Annotated in this window: 20 protein-coding genes and 5 pseudogenes; 10 read left to right on the top strand and 15 right to left on the bottom strand. The window is 68.4% G+C overall.

Annotation, left to right across the window (positions count from 1 at the left end; genetic code table 11):
• Positions 1–28 precede the first annotated feature (28 nt).
• Positions 29–1,231 (bottom strand): MFS transporter, encoded by a 1,203-nt coding sequence (locus tag ADL29_RS12345; protein WP_245689346.1) that lies wholly within the window; start codon positions 1,229–1,231, stop codon positions 29–31.
• 89 nt (positions 1,232–1,320) lie between these two features.
• Here ADL29_RS12345 and ADL29_RS12340 point away from each other — a divergent pair, with 89 nt between their 5' ends.
• Both ADL29_RS12340 and ADL29_RS12335 read left to right on the top strand, forming a co-directional pair.
• Positions 1,321–2,082 carry a DeoR/GlpR family DNA-binding transcription regulator gene (locus tag ADL29_RS12340; protein WP_053923802.1) on the top strand — a complete coding sequence of 254 codons (762 nt, stop codon included), beginning with the start codon at positions 1,321–1,323 and terminating at the stop codon, positions 2,080–2,082.
• A 478-nt stretch (positions 2,083–2,560) separates the two neighbouring features.
• Positions 2,561–2,770, top strand: coding sequence for a DUF6243 family protein (locus tag ADL29_RS12335; protein ID WP_053923710.1), 210 nt, complete (start codon positions 2,561–2,563; stop codon positions 2,768–2,770).
• Between the two features lie 148 nt (positions 2,771–2,918).
• On the opposite strand, the pseudogene ADL29_RS40860 reads toward ADL29_RS12335, so the two are convergent.
• A pseudogene (locus ADL29_RS40860) lies at positions 2,919–3,389 on the bottom strand (Lrp/AsnC family transcriptional regulator); the annotation flags it as partial.
• Between the two features lie 60 nt (positions 3,390–3,449).
• Here ADL29_RS40860 and ADL29_RS12330 point away from each other — a divergent pair.
• Together ADL29_RS12330 and ADL29_RS40855 are read left to right on the top strand one after the other, a co-directional pair.
• Entirely contained in the window at positions 3,450–4,715 is a 1,266-nt protein-coding gene (locus ADL29_RS12330) for a trans-sulfuration enzyme family protein (protein ID WP_425424230.1), read from the top strand.
• Positions 4,716–4,740: 25 nt separating this feature from the next.
• Positions 4,741–4,923: pseudogene (locus ADL29_RS40855) on the top strand (transposase); the annotation flags it as partial.
• 158 nt (positions 4,924–5,081) lie between these two features.
• Here ADL29_RS40855 and pcaD read toward each other — a convergent pair.
• Entirely contained in the window at positions 5,082–5,888 is an 807-nt protein-coding gene (gene pcaD / locus ADL29_RS12325; RefSeq protein WP_053923709.1) for a 3-oxoadipate enol-lactonase, read from the bottom strand.
• A gap of 98 nt (positions 5,889–5,986) precedes the next feature.
• On the opposite strand from pcaD, the gene ADL29_RS12320 reads away from it, so the two are divergent.
• The 4 genes and pseudogenes from ADL29_RS12320 to ADL29_RS12310 all read left to right on the top strand — a co-directional run bounded on the left by ADL29_RS12320 (position 5,987) and on the right by ADL29_RS12310 (position 9,860).
• Complete coding sequence (locus ADL29_RS12320; RefSeq protein ID WP_053923708.1) at positions 5,987–6,934, top strand: LysR family transcriptional regulator; 948 nt, start codon at positions 5,987–5,989, stop codon at positions 6,932–6,934.
• A 334-nt stretch (positions 6,935–7,268) separates the two neighbouring features.
• Positions 7,269–7,523 (top strand): PLD nuclease N-terminal domain-containing protein, encoded by a 255-nt coding sequence (locus ADL29_RS12315; protein WP_053923707.1) that lies wholly within the window; start codon positions 7,269–7,271, stop codon positions 7,521–7,523.
• Positions 7,524–8,049: 526 nt separating this feature from the next.
• Positions 8,050–8,359, top strand: a pseudogene (locus ADL29_RS45135) (cupin domain-containing protein).
• 532 nt (positions 8,360–8,891) lie between these two features.
• Positions 8,892–9,860 (top strand): alpha/beta hydrolase, encoded by a 969-nt coding sequence (locus ADL29_RS12310; protein WP_053923706.1) that lies wholly within the window; start codon positions 8,892–8,894, stop codon positions 9,858–9,860.
• An 879-nt stretch (positions 9,861–10,739) separates the two neighbouring features.
• On the opposite strand, the gene ADL29_RS12300 is transcribed toward ADL29_RS12310, so the two are convergent.
• The 3 genes from ADL29_RS12300 to ADL29_RS12290 form a co-directional block, all read right to left on the bottom strand.
• Positions 10,740–10,994 carry a hypothetical protein gene (locus ADL29_RS12300; RefSeq protein ID WP_245689344.1) on the bottom strand — a complete coding sequence of 85 codons (255 nt, stop codon included), beginning with the start codon at positions 10,992–10,994 and terminating at the stop codon, positions 10,740–10,742.
• Positions 10,995–11,350: 356 nt separating this feature from the next.
• Positions 11,351–12,199: an NmrA family NAD(P)-binding protein gene (locus ADL29_RS12295; protein WP_053923704.1), complete on the bottom strand. Its 849-nt coding sequence runs from the start codon at positions 12,197–12,199 to the stop codon at positions 11,351–11,353.
• Entirely contained in the window at positions 12,196–12,621 is a 426-nt protein-coding gene (locus ADL29_RS12290; RefSeq protein ID WP_053923703.1) for a nuclear transport factor 2 family protein, read from the bottom strand. Before ADL29_RS12290 ends, ADL29_RS12295 begins: the two co-directional genes overlap by 4 nt.
• Before the next feature lie 92 nt (positions 12,622–12,713).
• Here ADL29_RS12290 and ADL29_RS12285 point away from each other — a divergent pair, with 92 nt between their 5' ends.
• Entirely contained in the window at positions 12,714–13,307 is a 594-nt protein-coding gene (locus tag ADL29_RS12285; protein ID WP_053923702.1) for a TetR/AcrR family transcriptional regulator, read from the top strand.
• A gap of 153 nt (positions 13,308–13,460) precedes the next feature.
• On the opposite strand, the pseudogene ADL29_RS40845 reads toward ADL29_RS12285, so the two are convergent.
• From ADL29_RS40845 to ADL29_RS12260, 5 genes and pseudogenes are all read right to left on the bottom strand, one after another.
• A pseudogene (locus ADL29_RS40845) lies at positions 13,461–13,789 on the bottom strand (RidA family protein); the annotation flags it as partial.
• A 482-nt stretch (positions 13,790–14,271) separates the two neighbouring features.
• Positions 14,272–14,694: a hypothetical protein gene (locus tag ADL29_RS45130; RefSeq protein WP_107094947.1), complete on the bottom strand. Its 423-nt coding sequence runs from the start codon at positions 14,692–14,694 to the stop codon at positions 14,272–14,274.
• A gap of 359 nt (positions 14,695–15,053) precedes the next feature.
• Positions 15,054–15,731, bottom strand: a complete 678-nt coding sequence (locus tag ADL29_RS46555; protein WP_425424229.1) for a hypothetical protein — start codon at positions 15,729–15,731, stop codon at positions 15,054–15,056.
• Between the two features lie 690 nt (positions 15,732–16,421).
• Complete coding sequence (locus tag ADL29_RS12270; RefSeq protein ID WP_053923699.1) at positions 16,422–17,096, bottom strand: TVP38/TMEM64 family protein; 675 nt, start codon at positions 17,094–17,096, stop codon at positions 16,422–16,424.
• 1,218 nt (positions 17,097–18,314) lie between these two features.
• Positions 18,315–19,109 carry an oxidoreductase gene (locus ADL29_RS12260; RefSeq protein WP_053923799.1) on the bottom strand — a complete coding sequence of 265 codons (795 nt, stop codon included), beginning with the start codon at positions 19,107–19,109 and terminating at the stop codon, positions 18,315–18,317.
• 591 nt (positions 19,110–19,700) lie between these two features.
• On the opposite strand from ADL29_RS12260, the pseudogene ADL29_RS12255 reads away from it, so the two are divergent.
• Positions 19,701–20,386: pseudogene (locus ADL29_RS12255) on the top strand (sulfatase-like hydrolase/transferase); the annotation flags it as partial.
• 160 nt (positions 20,387–20,546) lie between these two features.
• Here the strand turns inward: ADL29_RS12255 and ADL29_RS12250 are convergent.
• The 4 genes from ADL29_RS12250 to ADL29_RS12235 all read right to left on the bottom strand — a co-directional run bounded on the left by ADL29_RS12250 (position 20,547) and on the right by ADL29_RS12235 (position 24,824).
• On the bottom strand, positions 20,547–21,446 hold the full coding sequence (locus ADL29_RS12250; RefSeq protein ID WP_053923696.1) for a TauD/TfdA dioxygenase family protein: 900 nt from the start codon (positions 21,444–21,446) through the stop codon (positions 20,547–20,549).
• 65 nt (positions 21,447–21,511) lie between these two features.
• The gene (locus tag ADL29_RS12245; protein ID WP_053923695.1) at positions 21,512–21,880 is read right to left on the bottom strand and encodes a 4Fe-4S dicluster domain-containing protein; all 369 of its coding nucleotides are present in this window, start codon (positions 21,878–21,880) and stop codon (positions 21,512–21,514) included.
• Entirely contained in the window at positions 21,877–23,469 is a 1,593-nt protein-coding gene (locus tag ADL29_RS12240; protein ID WP_053923694.1) for an FAD-binding protein, read from the bottom strand. The genes ADL29_RS12245 and ADL29_RS12240 overlap by 4 nt, the downstream gene beginning before the upstream one ends.
• On the bottom strand, positions 23,466–24,824 hold the full coding sequence (locus ADL29_RS12235) for an LLM class flavin-dependent oxidoreductase (protein ID WP_053923693.1): 1,359 nt from the start codon (positions 24,822–24,824) through the stop codon (positions 23,466–23,468). The genes ADL29_RS12240 and ADL29_RS12235 overlap by 4 nt, the downstream gene beginning before the upstream one ends.
• Positions 24,825–24,849 lie beyond the last annotated feature (25 nt).

Genomic DNA, 24,849 nt, shown 5'->3' with positions numbered 1-24,849 from the left:
GTGGGTTCCTCCGGATCCCGAGGGGCATTCAGTGGCTGCTTACTGCCGTCTCGCGCGTGCGGTCGGATCCGGTGCGCAGGATCCCGGCGGCCGCAGCGGTGGCCGCACACAGCAGGGTCAGCAGCACGAAAGCGTGGTTCAGGGCGACGAGGTGGGTCAGCCAGCCGATCACGGCGGGGCCGGCGAGCATGCCGACGTAGCCGAGCCCGGCGACGCGGGAGACATTGGCCCCTGCGGCGGAGGTGTCGGCGTGCCCGGCCGCGCTGAACAGTTGCGGGACACAGCCGGACAGCCCCAGACCGAACAGCGCCCACCCCGCGAACGCGGCCGACATCCACGGGCAGAGCGCCACGATCGTGATGCCGACGGCCGCCGTGGCCGCACCGTGGCGCAGGATCGCCATGGACCCGAACAAAGCGGCGAGGCGGTCGGCGAGTAGCCGGCCGATGGTCATCGTCGTAGCAAAGGTGCCGTAGGCGAAGGCGGCGGTGCTCGCGGGTGCGCCGAGGATGTCCTTCAGGTGCAGGGCGCTCCAGTCGTTGGCGGCGCCCTCGCACAGCATGACCATCAGGGCCAGGGCGGCGAGGAGCCAGACGCGCCCGCCGGTGCTGCGGTGCTCGGCGGCCGGCGCCCGCTCGGCCTCCTCCACAGGGTCGGTGTCGGCGGCGGTGGGTGCGGCCGGCAGCAGGGCACGTGCCGACGCGAGGGCGATCACGATGCCCAGGGCTCCCATGGCGACCATGCCTGCGGCCGGACTCAGGCCGGCGCTCGCCGTTGCCGCTCCGACGAGCGAGGCGAGGACACCGCCGACCGAGAACGTGGCGTGGAAGGCCGACATGACGGGACGGCCGTACGCCTTCTCTACATGTACGGCGTGGGCGTTCATGCTCACGTCCAGGCAGCCGTTGCAGAACCCGAAGGCCAGGAGGGCACCTGCCAGCGTCCACGGGTCCCGGGGAAGACCGGGCAGCGCCAGGGCAGCGCTGCACAGCACGCCGGTGGCTGGGACGACGATGCGCGCTCCGAGCCGGTCGGTCAGACGCCCGGCCGTCTGCATGCCGATGAAGGCCCCCACGCCCAGCAGCACCAGGAGTCCCCCGAGCGTCGCGTGGCTGATGCCGACGCGCTCCTCGATGGCGGGGATGTGCACCACCCAGGTGCCCATCGTAGTGCCGCAAAGGATGAAGTAGACAAAGGTCGCCACTCGGGCAGCTCGAAGTGAGTGATTCATGACGGGCACCGTAACGAACATTTTTGATGATTGAATACTGTTGCTTCGCACACATTGATTGTTCGTTTCGGGGGGTGTTCAATCGCGGCATGAGCAACGCAGACCGACACGGGATGATCGCGCAGGCCGTCAGAGAGTCGGGAAGGATCACGGTCCAGGAACTCGCCGAACTGACCGGCGCCTCCGAGATGACCATCCGGCGCGACCTCGACACGCTGGCCGCACAAGGCGTCCTTGAGCGAGTCCGTGGCGGGGCGCGCACTCTGCTGCTCCGGGGCGAGGAGCCACCCTTCGCGCTACGTGCTCACGAGTCCGTCGATGCCAAGCGCCGCATCGCGGCCGAGGTGTCCTCGCTCATCGCCGACGGCGAGACCGTCCTCCTCGACAGCGGCACCACCTGCCTGGAAATCGCCCACCTGCTGCGCCGACGGCCGGTCACTGTGATGCCCCTGTCGTTGCAGGCCATCCATGTACTCGGTGAGGGCTTGGGCCCGGCAACGCTGATGGTGCCCGGCGGGCAGCCTCGGGCCGCCGAGGGAGCCCTCACCGGCCCCCTCACCCTCGCCTCCCTGGCGGCACTGCGTTTCGACACTGCCGTCATGGGCTGCTGCGGTCTGAGCACAGCCGAGGGCCTGACCGCCTACGACCTCGATGACGCAGCCGTCAAAAAGGCCAGCATCGCCTCCACGCGCCGCATCATCGTCGCAGCCGACGGCAGCAAGCTCGGCCACACCGCCTACGCGTATGTCGGCCCCTCCACACTCCTGCACACCCTCGTCACCGACACCACAGCACCCGCCGACGAAGTAACCGCGCTCGAAGGCACCGGCACCGTCGTCAAGGCCGTCTGACAAGACCGTTCCGCCGAAGCGGCCGTCTCGTTCTGATGTTGCATCACACCCCGTCATGATCGAGGCGGCCGTCCTCGTGCCCGCAGCCACCCCCTCAAGCCGCTGAACAGCAGCTACGAGCATCAGCAGACCTATCTACAGCTGCCGTGTCAGTAACGTCCATCTGGACCTGCCCCGGGCGGGCGGCGACCGCCGGCGGGTGCTGGCGGTGCTGGCGGTGCTGGCGGTGCTGGCGGTGCTGAGACTCCCGGAAGGAAACGGCTGACCCCGGGCGCTCACAGACGGCCCGGCCGCCGCCGGGGCGGCGAAAAGCTGGTGTGCGGGGCCGACGGAACCGGGTAATGTCTTTGTCATGTTCTTCCAGACGCCGATTCACGAGTGAGAGCGTGATGGGCCCCTGCCGGCATCCTTCGACGTCGCCGCGCCCATCCCCCACCGATGAATCCGTAGATCACTTCACTTCATTCCGGGAGAACCCGTGAGCAAGAACATCAACAACCCCGTGGGCATGGGCGGCGGCCAGCGCAAGAAGCTGTCCCGCACCGAACGGCAGAACAACGGTCCGCACCGTAACCTCGACCGCCAGGGTGCCGCCGACCGGAAGGCGGAGCTGGTGCGCAAGATGCGCGAGAAGGCAGGCGCAGCTGAGGGCGCCGGGCAGACGGGCGACGACACCGCACAGAGCTGACGCACCGCCGCCGCAGGGCGGCACCGCACGGGGCAGGGCCTGGACCGCGACGCGCGGTCCGGGCCCTGCTGCCGCATCGGGTGGCTTCGTTCACGAGAACCGGTTCTGGTGAACAAAGCCAAAGGGCTGTCTCATAATGCGCCCGCTGCGGCAAGCAGTACGGGCACACCCAGTCCCACTGCTGGAAGATCAACCGGGTCTCGACGCGCGCCACTTCGGGCCGTGAGGTGAACCCGTCGAGGACCAGCCGCTGCAGATCCGCCATGTCCACGACCGCGACATGGACGAGATAGTCGTCGGGCCCGGTCAGATGGAAGACCGTAATGGACTCCGGCAGCGCCCGGATCCGCTCCACGAACGGCCCCACCAGCTCCCGCCGATGCGGTCTGACCTGCACGGACAGCAGTGCCTCCAGGCCCCGGCCCAGCTTCGCCGGGTCCAGCCGCAGCTGATGGCCGAGAATCACTCCCGAGCGTCGCAGCCTGGTCACCCGGTCCAGGCAGGTCGAAGGCGCGACACCGACCTGCGCGGCGAGATCGCGGTACGTCATCCGTGCGTCGTTCTGCAGCAGCCGCAGCAGATGGAGATCCACCGGATCGAGTACGACAGAATCCGTCATATGCCGAACGTAGCACGGGGTCCGGCGCTCCGACCCCGTTCGGTGTTCAGACTCCTGCGCATGGACTCCGGCAGCTTTGACGCAGATGACGTACCGGCCGACCCGCAGGGAATCGGCCATTCTCCCGACGGCACCGGTCGTGGTGTCCCGGGCGTGCCGGCACCCCGGGCGCTCGCCACCGAGGCGGTGCACGCCGGGCGGGACGACCTCGCGCGGCAGGGGGTGCACGCCGCGCCGATCGACCTGTCCACGACCTACCCCTCGTACGACAGCCGGGGCGAGGCCGCCCGGATAGACGCCTTCGCGGCCGACGGCGGCGAACCGGAGGGCCCGCCCGTCTACGGCCGCCTCGGCAACCCGACCGTCGCCCGCTTCGAGACCGCCCTCGCGCGTCTTGAGGGCACCGAGAGCGCGGTCGCGTTCGCCACCGGGATGGCCGCGCTGAGCGCCGTACTGCTCGTACGCAACGCGATGGGCCTGCGCCATGTCGTCGCCGTACGACCGCTGTACGGATGCAGCGATCACCTGCTCACCGCAGGGCTGCTGGGCTCCGAGGTGACCTGGGTCGACCCGGCAGGCATCGCGGACACGCTGCGCCCCGACACCGGACTGGTGATGGTCGAAAGCCCGGCCAACCCGACCCTGGCCGAACTCGATCTGAGAGCCGTCGCGCACGCCTGCGGTTCCGTCCCGCTGCTCGCCGACAACACCTTCGCCACCCCCGTGCTGCAACGCCCCGTCGAGCAGGGAGCCCGTCTCGTCCTGCACAGCGCCACCAAGTACCTGGGCGGCCACGGAGACGTCATGGGCGGCGTGGTGGCCTGCGACGAGGAGTTCGCCGGGCGGCTACGCCAGGTGCGGTTCGCCACGGGCGGAGTGCTGCATCCGCTCGCGGGCTATCTGCTGCTCCGTGGTCTGTCGACGCTGCCCGTACGGGTCCGAGCCGCGTCCTCGAACGCGGCGGAGCTGGCCGGCCGGCTCGCCGCCGACCCGCGCGTCACCCGCGTCCACTACCCGCGCATCGGAGGCGCCATGGTCGCCTTCGAGGTAGCCGGCGACCCCCACGACGTCGTCGCGGGCGTCCGACTGATCACCCCGGCCGTGAGCCTCGGCAGCGTCGACACCCTCATCCAGCACCCCGCGTCCATCAGCCACCGCATCGTGGACGCCGACGACCGCCGCGGCGCGGGAGTCAGCGACCGGCTGCTGCGGCTCTCGGTGGGGTTGGAGGACGTGGAGGACCTGTGGGCCGACCTCGACCGGGCGTTGGGGACGACGTCGGGGACGGGCAGGGTACTCCGGGAAGCGGCCGGCGCGAACGGGTAGACCCGAAGACGACGACCAGCCCGGCCAGGTGTCCGCGATGGCCCGGCATGTGGACGACCAGGTCACCGCGTTCTGTGATCGGCCTCTGGACGCCGGGCCGTATGCGTTCATCTGGGTGGACGCGCTGACCCAGAAGGTCCGCGAGGGCGGCCGCATCATCAACGTGCACGCCCTGATCGCGGCCGGTGCCGACGCCGACGGACACCGCGCGCCGACCCGTCGCACCCGCCCCCGCGTGGACGGGCCAGCGCAGCCCGTGCCGCCGGGCTGCCATCCGCTCGACCGTCGCCGCGGGCAGCAGCCGCAGAGGAGGGCCTGTTGGTCGGGACAGCGGGAAGGAGCCGTGCAGACGCGACGCAGTAGCCGTCAAGACTGTTCTGTGAGGAAGGCCACCACAGCGTCCACGAACTCCGCCTGCCCTTCGACGTTCGCCATGTGCACCGTGGGCAGGACGGTGAACCGCGCGCCGGGGACGGTCGCGGCGAGCTCCTTCCCGTGGTCGGCGGACGTGACGGTGTCGTGCTCGCCCGCGATGACCAGTGTCGGGTTGTGGATGAGCGTGGCCGTGCGGCGCAGGTCGTAGTCGCGCACCGCAGCCCAGCTCCCGGCCACGCCCTCGCGCTGTGTAGCGAGCAGGGTGCGGCGGAAGCCCTCGACAACCTCGTCGTCGCCTTGCAGCATGCGGGCCGGGAACCAGTTGTGCAGGAACCTCTCCGCGGTGACCTGCATGTCGGGGGCTTCCAGCAGTTCGGCGATCGGTCGATCCCACTGATTCGCCGGCCCGAGGTACGCGGCGGTGTTGGAGAGCACCAGGCGGTCAACGCGCTCCGGAACGTGGATCCCCAACCACTGCGCGACGATTCCGCCCAGAGACAGGCCCAGCACATGCACCCGCTGCAGGCCCAGGGCATCCAGCAGTTCCACCACGTCGCGCCCCAGTCGGTCCAAGGAATACGGGCCGCTCGGGACGTCGGAGGCGCCGTGGCCGCGCGCGTCGTAGCGCAGCAGCCGGAAGTGCTCGGTCAGAGCCGACACCTGGCCATCCCACATGTGGAGGTCGGTGCCGATGGAGTTCGAGAGCAGCAGCACCGGCTTGTTCTCGTCACCGTCGAAGCGGTAGACGATGCGGACGCCATCGCCGGTGGTGATGGCAGTACGGGTCTGAGAAGTCATGTCAGCTCCAGTGATCCAGCGGTATGCGCACAGCCTAGGAACGCCACCTGCAGAGTTCTATTACAAAGATCAAACGAGCCCTGTAGGTTAACTGGACAATGTCAAACTTCACGCTCCACGAGTTGCAGTGCTTCAACGCCGTTGTGCTCGACGGCGGCTTCCAGGCCGCCGCCGAGCGGCTGCACCGCTCGCACCCTTCTGTGTTCGCAGCAGTCGCCAAGCTGGAGCGCCAGCTGGGCCTGGACCTGCTGGATCGCTCGGGCTATCGGGTTCAGCTCACCGAGGCGGGACACGCCTTCCACCGCAAGGTGCGCTTCCTGCTGCACGAGGCCGAGGAGCTGCAGACCTACGCCGCGCAGTTGGCGATGGGCGAAGAGGCCGAACTGCGAGTGGTGCTGGGGGACCTGTGTCCACTCCCACCGGTGTTGGAGATGCTCAGCCGCTTCTTCGCGCAGCGCCCGCAGACACGACTGCACCTGCAGTTCGAGACGGTCACCGGCCCCTGGGAGCGGCTGCTGGAGGACGAAGCCGACCTCATCGTGCACCGCGTCCCCAAAAGCGACGTGCGGATGGAGTGGATCGATCTCGGCCACGTCGCGCTGGTGCCCGTCGTGGCGCCCGGTTTCCTGCCTTTCCCTCCGGACACCGACATCACACCACAGCGGATGCAGGCCTTCACCCAGTGCATGGTCCGGGATTCGGCGCGGCATCCGTCGGAACAAGGCCATTTCTTGGTCGAAGGCGCGCCCCGGAGCTCCGTTCCGGACCACCTCATGAAGAAGGAGCTGATCTTGCACGGCATGGCGTGGGGACACGTCCCGCGGTTCATGATCGAGACCGAGTTGCGTGACGGAAGCCTGCTTTCCATCGCCGGACGGCACTTTCCCGGTGTGGTCGAGGAACTCTCGGCAGCTCGCCGGCGCGACCGGCCGCACGGGCCAGTCGCCGACCAGCTGTGGGACTTCTTGGCCCGCCATGCACCGGTCCTACGGCCGACGCTAGGCCGTGTACCCAAGGCGAAGAAAGCACCGGAACACCACAGGTGACATCGCCACGATCGCCATTGGGGTGTCCCACGGCCACTTCTATGCGTCGTCCAGAGGGTTGCCGACGTACGTTCACTCTTCGGAAGAGTTCGCGGGTGAGGTAGCGCCCCCGTCCCTCACCGCGTGAGCAAGCTGCGGCACTGGCGCAAGACCCCGGGCCGTAGGGGGCACAGGCATACCCATGGGCCCGGCCATCATCCTCAGGTCTTATGCGCACAGAAAGGATGCGACTTCAAGGCGACCGCGAATCGAGAGGCGGGGACGACGCGGTCAGCAACGCAAGCGGCCACCATGGATGTCAGTTCGACGGCAACACGCACATAGTGAGGACACCATGCCGGCCCACCAGATCAGCCTCGCCATCTCCAGCAACCCCTACCTCATGGGATCCGCCGCTGTAGCCCTGATCCTCACCGCTGCCTACGTGGCCGTGATCGTCAGCGCCGTCGTCAGCATCAGCACCTCCCACCTCAGCACGGGCACGAAGCTGGTCTGGATCGTCTTCGCGTTCATGGCACCGTTCCTCGGAAGCGTGCTCTGGTTCCTCATCGGACGCCGCGACGCCCGACGCACACCTGCCACCCGCTGATTACAGTTTCGTACTCGGCGGGACTGCGGTAGCCAAGGCGGCTGTACAGCCTCCGCAAGGTGTACCAGCTCTCGATCCACTCAAAGATCACGGCGTGAGCGGCTGCCCGGCTGGGCCACAACCGATCACCGAGTCAGCGGGATCAAAGTCAATGCGCATGGTGATCAGTATCCACATGGAGGACGACGAACCCCAGGGCGGATCCACGGCGCCACGAAACCCCTGAGCTCGCTGGAAAGTGTCCGGTATCGGGAGTCACCGAGCGCCAGGAGCCGACCCGTGCCCACGCCAGCTCCCACCGCCTGGGAGGACTTCGACGTCCCCGCGCACGCCCGCGCCGGTCAGGTCACCCGCAACCTCTACGACCACCTGGCCGCATACGCCCCCAAACGCCCCGGCGCGTATCTGAGCATCTCCTCTGAGCGACCGGGAGGCCGCCGTACTGCTCTACGCGACCAGGCTGTACGTCACGCGGGAGACGGTCTGGCTCACCTGACCCGGCCGGCCCAGCACTGGAGACCTCGCCATGTCGAACAACGAACAGGCGACAGGCAGCGCCGGGACCCAACCGCACTCGGAAGCTGGGAGAACGGCGCTCACCGTGCTGCAGTCGGCAAAACTGCCGTGCGTTCCGGAGGGGGCGGAGGCGGTGACGGTTCTCATCGAGTACCCTCCCGGCGATCCCGGCGCCCCTCCGCACCGGCACTCAGGACCTGCTTTCGGCTACATGCTGGAGGGGGAGATGCTGCGCACCGGGCCAGCCCATGCTCACCCTGGTCGACGACGGCGAGCTGGCCCGGCGCCGGCACCTACGAGCTCCCCGCCCAGGCACCTGACTCACCACTGACAGTCGATACTGACCGCGATGAGCTGTGGGGCGTCGCCCCAGCACCCCGGAGTGAGCATGTGGCTTTCCGTTCCTGTGGGTGAAATGGCAACGCGTGCACGTCCCTTCAACGTGCGTGGCGCCGCCTGCGGGGACCGCGGAGCGCGTCTCGCTCCAGTACGTGAGTGAACACCGTGGGGCGCAGCAGATCGGGGCCACAACTGGTGAGGGACGGGCCGCGGCGTTGAAGCATTCACCCTTGAATCACACGCGATCCCGTCGGTGAAGGTTGGTCGGCGTATCCGCTCGTCGGTGGGCCTGTCACCGAGGAGGCCGTGTCGTCACCGAGCCGAGCACCCGGCGAACGGATTGGGCGGTTCCTGGGAATGCATCTGCGGAGGACGGGCAATTACAATGGACATATACACCCATCAGGGGCTTGAACAAGGGCGGAGGCTCTGCTGACCGCCCTGCCGCCCGAGCGTAGCGCGGCGCTCTTCAGCGCCCTGCGCTCGTCACGATGCGCTCCAGGGAGCATTTTCATGGCTGGCCAAACCGCCTCAATTGTCCTCGAGCCCGAGGCACAGGAGCTCGCCGACGCAACCTCGCACCATCCTTTCCTGTACGAGCTGGATCCGACCGCAGCCCGCAAGGTGCTCGACGACCTCCAGGCCGCGCCGGTCGACAAGCTGCCGGTCGACGAGGAGTGGGTCACCGTTCCGGCGGCCGTGGGCGATGTACGGGTACGCATCGTCAAGCCGCAGGGTGCCACCGGAACGCTGCCCGTCGTGTTGTACATGCACGGCGGTGGCTGGGTGCTGGGCAACGCCGGTACTCACGACCGCCTGGTCCGCGAGTTGGCGGTCGGCGCACGTGCGGCAGTGGCCTTCGTGGAGTACACGCCGTCGCCCGAGGCGCACTATCCGGTCGCCATCGAGCAGGGCTACGCCACCGCGCAGTGGATCGTCCGCGAAGGGGCGTCCAAAGGGCTGGATGCACAGCGCATGGCAGTGGCCGGGGAATCGGTCGGCGGGAACATGACCGCCGCACTCGCCCTCATGGCCAAGGAGCGCGGCGACGTCACGTTCGTACAGCAGTCGATGTACTACCCGGTCACGGATGCGGCCATGAACACCGGTTCCTACGACCAATTCGCCACCGGCTACTACCTGAGCCGCAAGCTGATGGAATGGTTCTGGGACGCCTACACGACCGACCCGAACCAACGCGCGGAGATCACCGCGTCTCCCAACCACGCCACCATCGAGCAGCTCTCCGGCCTGCCGCCCGCCCTGCTGATCGTCGACGAGGCCGACGTGCTGCGCGATGAGGGCGAGGCATACGCCGCCAAGCTCCGAGCAGCCGACGTTCCGGTGACCACGGTGCGCTACGACGGCACGGTCCACGACTTCATGCTGCTCAACTCACTGAGCCAGTCCAAGGCCGCCCGCGGAGCCATCGACCAAGCAACAGCCTTCCTGCGCAACGCCCTTGGTACCGCCCAGTCCTAACTGATCGTTGCCGGAATGCGGTGCGTAATGGCCTCAAGCGGATGCAAGCAGACACCCGTGCCCGGTTCGGGCTGAGCGACGCCACTCACATACGCCAACCGGGGCCACAGCCGCTGCACGGCTGGCCCCGGTTGTCGCTGGCCGCAGGCCCCGCCCGCTCTATTGGGTCTGCAGTTCCCCGATCCGTGCCACTGCCGTTCCCCTCTTCGGGCATACCCATACCGCCGTGTCCGCGCGCACTGTCGCCGTCAGCGGATGCGTGTCCGGGTGTGTCGGGCACTGTGGCCAGACCGCCGATGCACCTTCGGACCATAGTGCCTCCACCGCCCAGTCCTGGACCTGATCCGCCAGGTGCACGAGCAGCTCCGCGGCGGTGCCGTCCTGATGTGGGGTCACACCCTGACCTGAACCGTCCGGGGCCCAGAGCACGATCCCGAACCTGTCGTCCGTACGTACATCCGGCTGCACCGCGCACTGTGCCTGGAGGTCCCGCAGGACTGCCTCCAGAGCTTCGGCGAATTCCATGTCGGCCACTGGGTCTCCTGATCACATCAGGGAGAACTGCCTCACAGTCTCCACTGCCCCTGAAGCTTACGATGATCTTTTCCGGCCCAGGCCCCGCTTCAGCAGCCGCCTCAATCCCGGCGCTGCTGGCCGACTGTCCGGCAATTGACGCCCAACCACACCGCCGGGGCTGCACCGCCTCCTTGGGCATCAGCCCACCTCCACACGCGAGACGAGCGAACGACCCACTCCCATCCATCCCGCCAACGACAAGAGTTCATACCCACCCACCCGGAATCAAAGGGTCACGTTCAGGAGGTGAATGGCATCTCGGGCCAACGACCGGCTGATCCAAGCGAAACCGCACCGTTGCAGTCAGGTGTCTTCGGGATCCGGCTCGAACGTGAAATAGATACTCAGCGTGTAGGGCTCGCCCTCGCCGTCCAAGAGAGTCCACGACACGTCTACCAGGCAGACGCTTTGTTCCCGGAGCCACTCATGGGCTTTCCTGAAAACTTCCACGGCAGTTGTGCCAAGGAACAGCTTCCTGGCGATGGGATGCACCCCGGTCTCAGCATCTGAATCGTCGAATCCCGCCGGAACGTCCAGGCAGAAGTGGGCATCGAGCACCGTGGAATGCACCCTTTCCAGTCGCATTACCCGTACAAGTCGACAGATATTGCCCCTCTGAGCACGACGCCTGGTAAGACTGCCGCACTCCCGGAAGGGCTGTTTCTGCCGACCATGTGGTGAGGTGACGCTGCCGGTGGAACGGCCCCGCGACGATCCCGCCTGGCCACAGTCAGCCCGCGAACGGCCCAGTTCGGGCCGCGCCGCGAGCTTGAGGCCGTGTCCGCTCGCTCGTCCACCACACACGCCGGGGTAGGTGCCGCGTCGTGCACGGGGACGCGAGGGGCTGCGGGGGCACTGACAGCCGTACCCGCCATCGAGCAAGAGCGGGAGGCCGCCGGCCCCGGGGCCGAGCGTCAGCTGCTTCGTACCATCTCGCGTTCGGCTACTGCGCGGAAGCTGTGCGGCGGGCGGCCGATGAGGCGCTGGACGGTGTTGGTGATGCGGTCCTCGGCTCCCTCGGCGATGACGCGGTCCATGCCGGCCAGCATCGCCGCGAACTCAGGTGGCATCAGCGCCGTGAGACGGTCACGCATCTGTTCATACGTCAGGTGGTGGTGGGTCACCGGCCGGCCGGTGACCTCGGTGGTGATCGTGGCGATGTCGTCGTGGCTGAGCGCCTCCGGTCCGGTGAGGACCAGATCGGTATTGGGCGGGCGGCCGTCGGTCAGAGCGCGTACGGCGACGGCGGCGATGTCCTCGGCGTCGACGAAACCGACCCGGCCGGTCCCGGCGGCGGTAAGGATGGTGCCATTCGCGCGGATGCTCTGGGCGTGTGCGTGCGTGCCGGTGAAGTTCTGCATGAACCAGGAGGGCCGCAGCACTGCCCATTCGTCGAACAGACCGGGCAGGGCCTGGTGCACCGCTCCCACCGCCGGGCCGCCCTCGGGGATGGCCGAGGAGCTGAGCAGCACAGCGCGGCGTACGCCGGCGGCGCGGGCCTGCCGGAGAAAGGGGAGCATGACCGAAGCCGGGTCGGAGTCGCCCAGGGGTGGGATGAGGTAGAGGCGGTCGATTCGGTCGAGGGCGTCGGCGTGGGTGGTGGGGTCGTACCAGTCGAAGCGGACCGATTCCGCGCCCGGGACCGGGGTGGCGTGACGGCTGGCGGCCTTGACGTGGTGGCCGACGGTGATCAGCTGTGCGGTGGTGCGGCTGCCGGTGGTGCCGGTGGCTCCGATGATCAAAGTGGTGTGGGTGTCGGTCATCGGGTGCTCCCGGCGAAGTCGGCGCCGGATTCGTGGACGCCGAGGGGGTTCCAGTAGTCGCGGTAGGTGGCGAAGCGCCCGCCCTGAACGGTCACGACGGCGATGTAAGTCATGTTGAAGGGCTTGCCGTTCTCCATCAGGCGGCCCACTCCGCGCATCTCGACCACGATCGTCTCGGGGGCGGTGGTCTGGTGGATCAGCACATCGGGGAAGTCGTGCAGGTCTATGTGGTCGGGGTAGTGGCGCATGTAGGCGGCGATGGACTCCTTGCCCTCGAGCCGCCCGGGCCAGCCCTGGGGGGCGAAGGGGAACTCCAGGATGCCGTCCTGGGCCCACAGGTCGACCCAGGCGGGAATGTTCTTGTCCAGCAGCAGTCGCAGGCTGTGTCGGTACAGATCTGCGGGTGAGGTGTTTGCGGGCATGGGTTTCTCCGTCCCGTACGATACGGACCCACGGTCCGCTTCCCCGGGAACGATACGGACCGCTGGTCCGCATCGCAAGCAGAGGGAGTCGTATGACCGAGCGCAAGCCACGCAAGGACGCCGTCCGTAACCGGGCGGCCGTCTTCACAGCCGCCGACACGCTCTTCGCTCGCTGCGAGAGCCCCGCAGACGTCACCATGGCCGACATCGCGACAGCAGCCGGCGTCGGCAAGGGAACACTCTTCCGCGCCTTCGGTGACCGCAGCGGGCTGATCCGCGCGCTGTATGAAGCGCGACTCGAACCGGTCAGGGCGGCCATCGAGGAGGGCCCGCCGCCGCTGGGGCCTGCCACCCCGCCGCTTCAACGGGTACCCGCCCTGCTCGACGCCGTCCTGTGCTTCAAACTCGACAACCGCCACCTCGCGCTGGCCCTGGAGGGAAACGGGAGCGACAGCCCCTACCGGGCAGAGCACTACGAGCAATGGCACACCATGCTCCGCGACATGCTGGAGCAGATTCCCGGCCTCACCGACAGCGCTTTCACCGCACACGCACTGCTCGCCGCCGTCCGAGCCGACCTCGTCGAGCACCTTGCCGGACACAAGCGCGTACCCCGCGAAGAAATGAGGGGGCACCTGGCGAGCTTCGCCGCCAAGGTCCTGGGCACTCACCCCCGCGGGGACTGATCTTCAGGGGTTGATGAGACAGTCGGCTGGTCGCCCGGAACCGCTGCGACTTGCCCCCGCCTTCGGCCACCGCCGACCCGCATCCCGTCGAGCGCCGACATCCGTGAACGACCGAGGAATGGCACCGGACTGTTCCCGTGCGAAGAACATTCGTCAGTCGATGACGGCGGTGGCTTCGATCTCGACCAGATGCTCGGGTACGTCCAGTGCCGCGACGCCCAGCGGCGTGGTCGGCGGTACCGGGGTGACACCAAGCTTCGCGGCCGCCCGAGTGATTCCCTCATTAGAGCAGGGGCATCTTGTCGGGGGTCCAGTCGACGACACAGGGTCAGTTTCGCCACGTCATCGAAGGAACCGCCGGCCGCGGTCAGGGCGGTGCCGATGTTGAGGTAGCACTGCTCGACCTGGGCAGCGAGGTCGCCTTCGCCGACCGCGAGACCGTCGGCGTCCCAGGCAACCTGCCCGGCGATGAAGACCAACTGGCCTGCGCGGCCGTCGCCCCGACCGCTCCCGCTGCAGCACCGGCCGACAACGCCACGAAATTCCGACGGCTTATCCCCACCACGCACTCGCTCCTCATCAGTCCGATCCGGTCTGCCACTCGGCTGACGAGAAGAGTGCCGGGGATCGGCGAGGTTCAACAGATGGTTGACGATGACACTGGGTGAATCGAGGATGAACGGAAGCCCGTCGCCAGCCGTGGGGTGAATTGCCCGGGTTGGGGATGGGACTGCGGGCTCTGGTCCACCCTCCCGCCAGATTCAGCTCGGACGGGAACGGGCATGTGGCCTACCTCTTCGCGCTGTCGCGCGGGATGTCCGAGCACGGCGCATCCATCGGGAAATCTCCACAACCTCACCAGTACCCAACTCCTGGTCGCCGTCGCTCTTGTCATCGGCACCGTCGAGCTCCTCGGACTCCCTGCCGAAGAGCTCGAGGTGCACGGGTTCTTCTGCCACGCCCGTTACGAAGGCACCAAAGCGCCGTAGATCGAGAGCGCTGTAATCCCGACCACGCAAGCAACTATCACCCAGTACCCGAAGCCCCTCCCACCCACGCTTCGCCCCTTTCGCGCGGCGGAGTTGGTTGCTTGATGAGGTGCCGCCGGTCTGGATGTGGCTGTGGTGGGACCGGAGGCCGCTTCGGCGAGCAGGCGGCGGCAGGTTGCCGCCAGCTGGACGGTTTCAGCGGAGAGCGACACCACAGCTTCTGATCGCGCCGGCGCGGTGGTACCGCCATCGAGGATGCGCCCCGCACGCACGAGGATCTCGTCCCTGCCTCCAGTCGGCGCGAGACTGATCCAGCGCTGCACATGCTCGCCCCGGATGACCACTCCCCCGGACCGCTCACGGTAGACGGTGTGTTCCCGCCAAAGCGTCTGCGCCAAAGCCTGTGCAGTTTCTCGCAGTTGGGCTCTCACGGTCTCCCCCTACACCACTTATCGAATCAAACAAACATCGCACTGTAGTGGTAGCCCCATGCTCTGGGCCACTTCATCGGAACCCGTCCGAGCTGCGGGACGATCGTGAGGGGCGGTCATGCCCACTCGGTCCAGCCGGACTCGCGGCGTGAGGTCGTCCCGCGGCGTGCTACGAGACGATCGAAGCCCAGACTGCGTGGCCCCGGGGCCACTGGTGTCGCGTCAGGCATCGTTCGTCTCGTCCTGTCGCCCGCGGCCGCGCCCGGCACGGGCTGACGCAGACGGAACGTTCACCCTGCCCGAGCACCGGGCGATCTAGCGATGGCTCATTGGATCAGGTCGGTGTGCGGATGCTCGGGGGAGGTAGGGCAGACGTAGAGCTGCATGTTGTCGGTGCTGCCCACTTCGACCCCAGTCGGCTGCGAGGGGTGTTGGCCGGCGTAATGGGCGGCGTAGGCGGCGGCCTGGTCTTCGCACGGCGCCCAGCTGCGCCCCTCATCACCGTCCCATTCGAAGGAAGCGATGGTCAGCAGCGGGACCATCTGCACATCGCAGACAGTGCAGTATCGGCGATACGGGTCGGTGCGGCCCCACGGGGGCCAGCCACCGACCTTCCAGCCGGGAGCATCAGCCAGCTCACAGTCATAGAAGTCCCGCGGATAGTCCCCGTAGGCGCTGTCCACGCCCACGCCGGCTGCCTGCCATCTGCTCCGGTCCTCCACCATCAGCCGCATCTCCGGGCTCAGATCGAGGCTGTCGGGGTACTCGGTGATCGATTCTGGTGCCAGCACGCACGGCTCCGGCACATAGCCCGGATAGTTCGCCTCGTACGGTTCCGGCGGTGTGGCGAGGATGTCGACAACCGCGGCGGCGGACCGCCAGAACAGCGCGGTCGACGGCTTGTTATCCGGTTCGTGGTCGTAGGGGCACCAGAGAATCTGGAGCAGATCGGCCTGGCCGGGCGGCCGCAACAGGGGTATGTCGCGCAGATACAGCTGGGCCACGGGCAACATGGGGACCGGGCACTCCGCAGGCGGAGGGCTGGCAGCGAGTCGCTCCGCGAGCCTCGCGGCGCTCCGTTCCTTGAGCGCCTCCTCCTCGGGCGTCAGCTCGAAATCACCGGAATCAGGGTGCCACCGGGCCTGCATGCGTCTCTCAAGCCGCACTATGGCCGGCGACTGGCGGAACCCACTGTCAAAGTGCAGGTGCGAGCTTTCACAGTGCGGCCACGGCTCCTCGGCCGGCCACAGCAACGGCCCCCCGACCGAGCTCTCCCTGACCGAAGGCGACCCCGGACGGGGATGCAGCCGAATCGCAGGACGCGCCAAAGAAGCCAGCTCAGGAAAGACCGCGGTCACAGCTACCGGCCGCGGCGGAGTCGTACGTACAAAGACCATGCCGGTGATCCTGCCACCAGCCACCGACAGTCCCCTGCCGCCTCAATCGGCGTCGTGTGCGTCGATGCTCAGCTGGTCAAGTCCGACGCACGCAGACTGGGCACGGTGACAGCAAGCCCGCCCGTGTGACACCTATCGTGCTTCGGCTCAGCCACACGAACCTCACACACATGGGACAACCTGTTAACCAGTGGCGCTGGCTTACCTTGGCGATCCATTTCAGCGGCAGCGTGGGCGACCCCCAGCGCCGAAAGGACCGGCGCACACCCCATGCCTTGGTTTCTCTGCCGCGAATGGTCAGGCCGGCTCCCCCGCGTTCGGCGGGGCCGTTCGCCGGCCTCGCCGCAAAGCGGCGAGGGTGAGCACCGTCACGGCAACAATGGCGGCGGTCGAGAGGATGAAGGCGGGCGAGGAGGGTACGGAGGCCGTGGCTCCGGCGATCACGTAGGCGGCGGTGCCGGGCAGCACGCCGAGTGCGGTCGCAGTCGTGTAAGGACGAAAGCGCACCCCTGAGAAGGCCGCGGCAAGGTTGACCCCCTGGAACGGCAGCCCAGGCACGATACGGAGCACCAGCACGCTGCCGAATCCCTGGTCGGTGAGGCGACGGTCGAGGCCGGCGAGGATCTTCCCCTTCAGCAATGGCCTGAGCGCGTCCCGGCCGAGACTGCGGCCGAGGCCGAAGGCCAGTACCGCGCCGAGGGTGGTTCCGGCCACCGCCACAGCCAGTCCCACAGGGATTCCGAAAAGAGCACCGGCGGCAACGTTGAGTACCGGCTTCGGAAAGAAAGCGAGGGTAGTGATCGCGAACAGGACGGCAAAGGCTGGTGCTGCCCAGATCCCAGGCAAGAAGGAGGTGAAGTCGTGCGGGAGCAATCGCTGCGGGCTCCACCACAGCACGCCGCCGACCGCGGCCGCGAGCAGCGCGACGAGCGCTGCGAGCCGGGCCCTCGGCGACGGTGGTCGAGCAATCACCCGGCGAGCTTACCGGCCGTCTGCCGCGCTTCGCGGTCCTGGTCAGGCGTGGGCCGCGACCGCGAGGGAAGCCTCGATGCCCCCCTGAAAGTCGAAGCTGACCAACGCGGTCCGACTGCGGAGACAGGAGGGTGCTGGGGTCGGCGTACTTGGTGAACTTGACCGTCTTCTCTGCCGCGGCGGCTTCAGCTCGGTCCTGACGGCTGTGAGCGGCCTTCAGGTACCCGGCTTTTGGCGTTGCCTCTCAGTCGTCTCGCAGCGACTGGAGTATGGCCGACCGACCGGCGAGCTGGGCCTCATTTCGCGTAAATCGGAACATGCTGACGCGCGAACGGTGGCAGATTCAGCCACCTCACCAGTAGACCACCGGCGCTGTGTGGACCACACCGCTCAAGGCTCATGAGTGGGCGGCCGGACAGGTCCATGAAACTGGAGCCCATAACCGAGGAGAGAAGCGAAATCGAGAACAGCAACCAGACGGCAACGCCGACGTCAGCCATTGCCGGAGCGCGCTCACCTGGGCCAACGTCCCATCCCCTGGACCACTTTCCTCAGAACTTCGCAGGGGCAAGGAGCCGGCACTGTGCCCACAGCAGCCGCCACCGTCTGAGAGGACTTCGAGGTCCCCGCCCACGCCCGCGGCGGTCAAGTCACCCTCAACCTCTACGACCACCTCGCCGTCTACGCCCCGAAGCGCCCGGGGGCGTACTTGCGCATCTCCTTGGACCGCTTCGGGCTCGAAGCGGACGGCGCCCCCGGCTCGAAGACGCCGAGGCCCCCCGGGCATGCCTGCGCTGGGGCTCCTTCGTCAAGATCTACTGGGAAAACGACACCTCGGCCCTCAAAAAGCGCAAGGTCATCAAGCCCGACGGCGCCATCGACTGGATCGTCCTGCGCCCCGAGTTCCGCCAGCTCTTGACGGACCTGGCCAACGGCGTCATCGACGGCGTGATCTTCTACGACCTCGACCGGCTCGTCCACCAGCCCGGGATCTCGAAGACCTCATCGACATCATCGAATACGTCAAGCGCCCGGTCACGGGCGCCACCGGCGGCCGCATGAACCTCATCAACGACAGGCGACCGCCACATGGCCCGTGATGTGCGTGATGGCGCTCAAGTCCTCCGAGGACACCGCCCGCCGCGTCGCCCGCCAACACCTCCCTCGACCAGGCACCGACCTCAGCGTGACGCGAACCTCTGTTCGCTGTTACCTGTGTCAGGTGGTCTTGATCTGGCCGCCATCGATGACGAACTCGGCACCGGTGATGTTGCCGGCGCGTGGGGAGGCCAGGAAGACCACGAGATCGGCCACCTCCTGGGGTTCGGTGATGCGTCCGGTGGAGATACCCATCTGCTGGGGTACGACCTGGTCCAGGGCCTCCTGTGCCGTGCCGCCCGCACTGGCCGCGACGGTGTCGGCGAAGGCGCCGGGGGCAGTCCAGAACGGGGTGCGCACGGGTCCGGGAGCGACGGCGTTGACGCGGACGCCACGGGGAGCGAACTCCTCCGACAGAGCCTTGGTGAGGTTGCTGAGGGCGGCTTTGGCCGCTGAATAGTCCACCACCATGGGGAAGGGCAGCCGGGCGTTGACCGAGGTGATGTTGACGATCGCCCCCTCGCCGTGAGCCAGCAAGTGCGGCAACGACGCACGGCTGGCGCGCACCGCGCCCAGGAACGTCATGTTGAGGGCATGCACCCAAGCTTCGTCACCGATGTCGAGGAAGCTGGAGCGTGGGCTGGTGGCACCGACGTTGTTGACCAGTACGTCGATTCCGCCATGTCTTTCTGCTGCCTCCCGGACCAGGGTGCCGGCACCGTCGGCGTCGGCCAGATCGACGGGGTGGAAGGCGACGTCGTACCGCTTGCGCAGGGCCGCCAGCTCAGTTGTTTCGGTGCGGCTGCCAACAACCACGCGCGCGCCCTCACGTCCGAGTGCCTCGGTGACGGCCAGGCCGATGCCCTTGCTGCCTCCAGTGACAACGGCGACCTTGTCCGTCAGGCTCAACTCCACCGGATTCTCCTCCCGCATCACGCTTCCAGCATTGCCAAATGCACCCAAAACAGCTGCTTGGTCGAGTATCGCCCCTCGATTCGGAGCAGCACCGTCACCACGCGCCCTGCGCTGAGGATTCCCGCGCGCCACCGCCCTCGTGGGCCTGAGACGGTTCCGTGGGCAGCGGGGTTGTGACGGCAAACCTCGCCGGACGCCTCCTGACGCAGCACCGGCTGAGGGTGTTTCGAGCATCCAGGGGCGTTGGCAACAACTCATGAAACGTCAAACTCGCAGCGCGAACGGCGGGTGTCGCCGTTGCGTTGGTGGCGATGACGACCTGGCGCTGTCGTGTGAGTTCACGGCGCCCCCGGAACAGATCGGAGACGCTCTCCGGGCCCGCGGCCAGTGCGTCGATGGGCACCGCCGCATCAGGGGCACCGAGGAGGCCGATGACGAGGGACCCCTGCATCGCGAAGTCGCGGGCGGTGCGAACCCCTTGCGGGGCGGTACTGAAGGCGTGTTGGGCGAATGTCGCACGGGCGGGTCCTTTGCCGCCCGTGGCGGGAGGAGTGTGGTGGTCCACGCTCGCCGCAGCGCCCCGGCTCGCTGAGCGTCAGCCGGCTCACCGACACACTGGCCGCGCTCGGCGAACTCGACGACACCATCGCTGTTCACCTCCGACAACGGCGGCACCGGCGAGGGCGGCGCCGAAGGCACCCGCAGCCACTTCAGCCGCTTCGTCCACCAGCCCGTCCCCGAGGACTGGGACCAGGACGTGGAACGGGACACCGAGCTCATCGGCGGACCGCGGAGCCTGGTGCACTACCCGCGCGGCTGGGGCATGGCCTCCAACACCCCGTTCCGGCTGTACAAGGGCCAGACCTACGCGGGCGGGGTGCGCGTCCCGTTCGTCCTCTCCTGGCCCGAGGGGCTGCCGCGGGCCACGGAGGACGCCGGTGTACGGCACCAGTACGTCACCGACGTGACCCCGATCCTGCTGGACCTGGCGAGCGTACCGAGGCCCGAGCGGTGGCGCTCGCGCCCCGCCCAGGAACCCGACGGGGTCAGCTTCGCGCCCGTGCTGCGCGACTGGCGGACGGAGAGCGCCCACCGGGAGCAGTACTGCGAGATGTCGGGCAACCGCAGCTTCTACCGCGACGGCTGGAAGCTGGTGACCCTGCACCGGCCGGGCACCCCATACGACGACGGCGAGTGGGCGCTGTACGACCTGCGCACCGATCCGACCGAGACCACCGACGTGGCCGCCGACCACCCGGAGGTGGTGAAGGAGCGATTTCCCTGGCCAGGTGCGTCGTCGATGAGCGCGGTGGGGGTGCCCTCGAAGCGGACCCGGTATGGACACTCAGCTCTACGCCGGCGTACTCCAAGCACCTCCTGGGGGATGCTCCCAGGAGGTGCTCCACATGGACCTTGGCCGCCGACAGGCCGTGGGCGTCAAGCCACAGCGGGTGTGTAGTGGCCCGTGTCACCGCCCTCGATGGCGCGGCTGGAGGTGCCGTCGATGCCCACCGGAGCATCTCCGGCGACGGTCACCCGGTGCAGCAGGCGCGGCAGGTCGCCGTAGTCGTCGGGGGCGTAGTGCTGGGTGATGCGATTGTCGAAGAGGACGAGGTCACCCGGTGTCCAGGCCACTCGGACGATGTTCTCGGGCCGCGTCACGTATGACTGGAAGATGCGCAGCAGGTCCCGGGACTCGGAGGGGCCGAGGCCCTCGATGGTCTGCGCGAAGCCGCCGATGAACAAGCCGCGCTCCCCCGTCTCGGGGTGCACGCGTACCACCGGGTGGGCGGTGCGGTACGTGCGCGAGACGAACTGCTTGCGGTGCTCGGCCGCCTTCTCGTTCTTCGGAGCGGCGTAGTCGTAGTCGTTGGTGTGTACCGCCCACAGCTTGTCCGCCAGCTCGCGCAGCGGCTCGGGCAGGTCCCGGTAGGCCCCGGCCGAGTTGGCGATCAGCGTGTTGCCGCCGTAGGGCGGGACGACGATGCTGCGCAGGGTCGACGCCTTCGGGGGTGTGCGGACGAAGGTGACGTCGGTGTGCCAGTGGTTGGCGCGGATGCCCTCGTCCCCGTCGACAGGCAGGACGTTGGGCTGCCCGTCGACGGACGGGACGGTGGGGTGGGCGGTGGTGAGTTCGCCGAAGAGGGAGGCGAAGCGCAACTGCCCTGCGTCGTCCAGCTGCTGGCCGCGGAAGACCAGGGCCTTGTGTTCCAGCAGAGCCGCGTTGATCTCGGTGACGATCGCCGGGTCGAGGTCGGCGGAGAGGTCGACGCCGACGATCTCGGCGCCGATGCGTCCGCCGATCCGACGGATGTCGAAGCCTGTGCTGGTGCTCATGTGCGGGTTCCTTTCGGGAGTTTCGGCAGTTCAGGAGTTCGGCAGTCTCAGAGGTTTCGGTCGTGTCAGGAGGTGATGGGCAAGGCGGTTCCGTTGGCGTCGGGCGGGTTGAAGGGTGGTCCCACGGCCAGCCGGGCGCCGGGGGTGCGGCCTCGCCCCCAGCCGATGCGGCGGCGGTAGCTGCCGAGCAGGCCGGCCCGGTCGAGACCGTCCTCGTCCCGTACCGCGGGTTCATCGGGCAGCGGATATGACTGCGGGGCGACGTAGAGGGCGTCGGCGGGGCAGTTCGCCTCGCACTGGAAGCAGGTCTGGCAGTCCGTGTGCCGGGCAAGGACCGGGATGCCGTCCTCGCCTCGGTCGAAGACGTTGGTCGGGCAGACCCTGATGCACTTGTCGCAGGCGATGCATCGCTCTGCGGAGATGAATTCGATCACGAGGCTGCCTCCAGGAGTACGGCCACGGGCTCGGGCCGGGTCCACACCTCGTCGAGTCCGCCGGTGACGATGCGGTGGCGCTGTGCGGGGTCCTGACCGGGGAAGTCAAGGCGCCGTGCCATGCCGCGGCTCTCGGTGCGGGCGAGTGCGGAGGCGTACATCCAGCGGGCGTGTGCGGTCATCGCCGCGGCCTCGCGGGCTCGTACGACATCGGGCCCCCCGCCGTGCAGTGTGGAGCGGGCCTCGGCCCAGGTCGCGTCGAGCGCTGCCAGTGAGGTGGCGAGAACCGCGCCATGGCGCAGGTAGTTCTTCTCGTACGGCAGGACCTCGGACTGAGCCGCCGCGATCACCTCGCGGTGGGCGCCTGTCGGGCCCGCTGCCCCGGTCGGCCGGACGCCCGCCCCGCCGGTCGGTGTCAGCCGGCGGGTGGCGCCCCGGCGGCCGAAGGACAGAGCGTACCGGGCCGCTCCCTTGCCCGCCCAGATGCCCGAGGAGAGGGCCCAGGCGGCATTGTGGCTGCCACCCCCGGTGAAGCCACCGCAGATCAACTCGCGGGTGGCGGCGTCCCCGGCCGCGTACAGCCCGGGGACGGTGGTGGAGCAGTCGTCACCAGTGATGCGGATGCCGCCGGTGCCGCGCACCGTGCCCTCGGCGAGCAGCGTGATCGCGAACCGTTCGGTGAACGGGTCGATGCCGAGCCGGTCGAAGGTGAGGAAGAAGTTCGGCTGGGCCAGTCGCATCGCCCGCCGGGCCGAGGCGTCGGCGCAGTCGAGACGGCAGTACACCTTCTCGTTCAGCAGCGCGCGGGCGATCACCGACCGGCCGCCCTGGCTCGCCGCGCCTTCCAGGAGGGCCCCGTCCTCGTGGTAGAAGGTCGCGAAGGAGTAGAACGCGGTCTTGGTGACCGAGGTGCCCTCGGGTGCGATGCCGTAGGCGTTGGAGAACTCCATGCCGGAGAGCTCGGCGCCCGTCTCGGCGGCGAACAGGGCGCCGTCTCCGGTATTGACGTTGCAGCCGAGCGCTCCGCTGAGGAACGCACAGCCGCCGGTCGCCAGGACCACCGCACCCGCGCGCACCCGGTACGCCTCCCCCGCCTGTCGCCGGTAGCCGCGGGCCCCGGCGACCGTCCCGGACGGGTCCGTCAACAGCTCGGTGACCGGACTGTGGTCGAGAATGCGCGCCCCGGCCCGCTGGACGCGGATGCGCATCCGGCGCATGTACTCGGGGCCCTGCAGGCCGTTTCTGAGCTGGGTGCCGTCCGGTCCGGTGGGGAAGGGGTACCGGCCCGCTGCGGCCAGCTCGTTCATGCCTGCGTACGTCTGGTCCAGGACGCGTTGCTTCCAGCGGCGGTCGTCGAGGTATCCGCCGAGCTTCTCCCGGCTCGCCATGGCCGCCTCCCGCGCGGCCGGGTCCGGCGGAACGTACCAGACGCCGGTGCCGCCGGACGCGGTCGCGCCGCTGGTGCCGCAGTAGCCCTTGTCAGCGAGGACGACGTCCGCGCCGGCCTGGGCCGATTTGAGCGCCGCCCAGGTGGCCGCGGGGCCGCCGCCCACCACCAGGACGTCCGTGATGAGGTCGAGCCCGGTCATGACGGCTGTCCCTCGGCGGCGGTGACGGAGGGGGCGAGCCGGCCTGCGGGGCGGGGCAGGCCGTAGTGCTCGCGCAGGGTGCGGCCGGTGTACTCGGTGCGGAACAGGCCGCGGTCCTGGAGGACCGGCACGACGTGGTCGACGAAGTCCTCCAGGCCGCCCGGCAGATGCGGCGGCATGATGTTGAAGCCGTCGGCGGCGCCCTGGGTGAACCACTCCTGGAGCTGGTCGGCGATCTGCTCCGGCGTCCCGGCGAAGACCCGGTGGCCGCGTCCGCCGCCGAGGCGCGCGATCAGCTCGCGCAGGGTCAGGCCGTCGCGGCGGGCGAGTTCGGCGACCAGCGTGAAGCGGCTCTTGTTGCCGTTGATGTCCCGCTCCTCGGGCAGCTCGGGCAGCGGCCCGTCCAGCGGCAGCCCGGTGAGGTCGGTGCCGAGCATGCCCGACAACTGGGCGAGGCCGTACTCCGGCACCTGGAGGTCGGTCAGCTCCTGCTCGAGGGCGCGGGCCTCCGCCTCCGTCGAGCCGACGACCGGGCAGATCCCGGGCAGGATCTTCAGGTCGGCCTCGGCACGTCCGTAGCGGGCGAGGCGGTTCTTCAGGTCCTTGTAGAAGGACTGCCCGTCGGCAAGGGTCTGCTGTGCGGTGAAGACGGCCTCGGCGTACTGGGCGGCAAACTCCTTGCCGTCCTCGGACGAACCGGCCTGCACCAGCAGCGGATGACCCTGCGGGCTGCGCGGCACGTTGAGCGGTCCTTGTACGGCGAAGTGCCGGCCGCGGTGGTCGATGGGCCGCACCTTGTCGGGGTCCGCGTAGATCCCGCGCTCGCGGTCGAGCACGATGGCGTCGTCCTCCCAGCTGTCCCACAGCTTGGTGGCGACCTCGACGAATTCCCGCGCCCGGTCGTAGCGCAGGCTGTGTTCGAGGTGTTCGTCCTGCCCGAAGTTGCGGGCCTCGTCGACCGTGCCGGAGGTGACGATGTTCCAGCCGGCGCGCCCGCCGCTGAGGTGGTCGAGGGAGGCGAACTTCCGGGCGGTGTGGAAGGGCTCGTTGAAGGTGGTGGAGACGGTGGCGATCAGGCCGATGTGCTCGGTCACCGTCGCCAGGGCAGACAGCAGCGTGAGCGGTTCGAAGCCGCCGAGCGCGTTGTGTTCGACCTTGCCCCACAAGGTCAGACCGTCGGCGAAGAAGATCGAGTCGAGCTTGCCGCGTTCGGCGGTCCGGGCGAGGTGTTGGAAGTACCGCACGTCGGTGACACGTTCGGGCTGGGTACGCGGATGCCGCCAGGCGGCGTCGTGGTGACCGGCATTCATCAGGAAGGCGTTGAGATGAAGGCGGCGGGGGTTGGATGCGGACACGGGAAGGTCCTCTCTTCGACAGTGG

The sequence above is a fragment of the Streptomyces chattanoogensis genome (assembly GCF_001294335.1).
Taxonomy (GTDB): Bacteria; Actinomycetota; Actinomycetes; order Streptomycetales; family Streptomycetaceae; genus Streptomyces; species Streptomyces chattanoogensis.
The sequence above is the reverse complement of the archived record's forward strand: the minus strand, read 5'-3'. Positions and strand labels throughout refer to the sequence as shown.